We start from the raw sequence: 1,653 nt of genomic DNA, 5'->3' as shown, positions 1-1,653 counted from the left end.
GGATTTTTTATCATGGCACGATCGATAAGAAGGAATTCTTGGTTGAATAAAATTTTGTGGAGAATTTAATTCGTGCGTTTGGTTTCCGCGCAAAATTCAGTTCATTGTAATGATGGAGCGAGAAATACATTGCGGGCTTAATTTGCTCTTATAATTCGGCTTTGATTTTGCTTGCCTCTCCTAAAGCACAAATTTATCGAAATTGGTGGGGCTATTTAAAACGCGCGCACCACTAGCGCGAAATTCCATTTTCGGAAGTAAAATTTTTAAGCGATTTGGCTGTATTTAAAATTTACGCAACTTTTATAGAGCTCGTTTTAATTTCGCGTCCCACAAAACCCGCGCTAGCTTGTAAAATTCTATTTTTTAGCTCTAAATACTTGCTTTTCTGTTACAACTTTATGATTTAAATTTTGAAAAATTTCTCCAAAAGGAATTAACCCCCTCCCCCCAAGCGCTATTGCCGCCTCGGTATGGAGAATTTAAAATTTACGTCCTACATCAAAGGCAAATCTTATGCAAAGTAGGCGCTAAATGAGCAGGCGGAGCAAATAATTTAAAATTTAGCGGCGCCTGTCTTATCGGATGCCGCGAAGCTGCATATTACAAAGACGCGGCGAATACAAAAAATGGTCGTAAAATTTACCTCAAGAGCCAATCCCGATTTATTTCACTAGCTCGTAATTATACTCTTTCGTGCCGTCAAGTAGATTTGTGACGTTGTAGCCTCGCTCGTTTAGGGCTTTGGCGAGCTTGGCGCTGCGGTTGCCGCTGTAGCAGTGCGTGATTATCTTTTTGTCTTTATTGGCCTCAAGCACGTCCTTGTAGTTTTCTAAAGGCTCGCCGTATGGGATATTTATCGCACCCTTCATATGCCCCGCGTCGTAGTCCTGCTTCTGCCTAGCGTCGATAATCAGCACGTTCGGATTATTCGCTATTTTCAAAAACCCCTCCGCGTTTATGCTGCCGACCTTATACAGCTCGTAGTCATACTGCTTCACGCCGGGCGCGTTCATAAGCATGCTAAAGCCCTTTTGTTTAAGCAGATCAAGCGCCTTGCCGCTGCGGTTGCCCGTATTGCAATAAAGCACGATGTTTTTATCCCTATAGGCGTTTATTTCGTCCAGTCTGCTTTCCAGCTGCTCAAGCGGGATGTTGATCGCGTGCTTCACGTGGCCTGCAGCGTACTCATCTGCAGCTCTAACGTCAATGACTAGATAATTTTCTTTTGCTCTATTGTCCTCCTCTATCGCTGATAGTGCCGCGCCGCTTATGACGTAGCCGTTAGGTTGCTGCGTCTCGGCGCCGCAAGTCGCAAAAGATCCCAATGCCGCCAGCAAAACCGCGCTTTTTAAAATTTTGTGAGAAATAAATTTCATATGTTTCCTTTGAATTTTAGCTTTTAAAGCGGGAGATTATATCAAAATTTTATCTAAATAGTGTGAATTTGCGCCGTTAGCAGATGTGAGCGATCGAGTAGGCGATTTGCTTGCAAAAGCAAAAGAGCGATAAAATTTAATAAGGTCGGACTTGTGCCCTAGCAATACCAAAAGATAGGGGTTAAAATATATAGACCGCCACAATAAACGCTCTTAGGCAGAAGCCGCCCACAAGCACGCCGTATTCGTTATAAACACAGCTTTTTATCTCCTC

The 1,653-nt window shown here is 43.1% G+C and carries 1 protein-coding gene; it reads right to left on the bottom strand.

Annotated elements, in window-relative coordinates:
* Window positions 1–665: 665 nt before the first annotated feature.
* The gene (locus tag Q0413_RS01130) at window positions 666–1,379 is read right to left on the bottom strand and encodes a rhodanese-like domain-containing protein (protein ID WP_298986417.1); all 714 of its coding nucleotides are present in this window, start codon (window positions 1,377–1,379) and stop codon (window positions 666–668) included.
* Window positions 1,380–1,653 lie beyond the last annotated feature (274 nt).

Origin of the sequence: uncultured Campylobacter sp. (assembly GCF_938045465.1) — a bacterium.
Classification (GTDB): domain Bacteria; phylum Campylobacterota; class Campylobacteria; order Campylobacterales; family Campylobacteraceae; genus Campylobacter_B.
This window is presented reverse-complemented; position numbering and strand designations above follow the sequence as displayed.

Coding starts and splice junctions, on each gene's coding strand:
- Q0413_RS01130 (WP_298986417.1), bottom strand. CDS start 1,379: ATGAAATTTATTTCTCACAAAATTTTAAAAAGCGCGGTTTTGCTGGCG.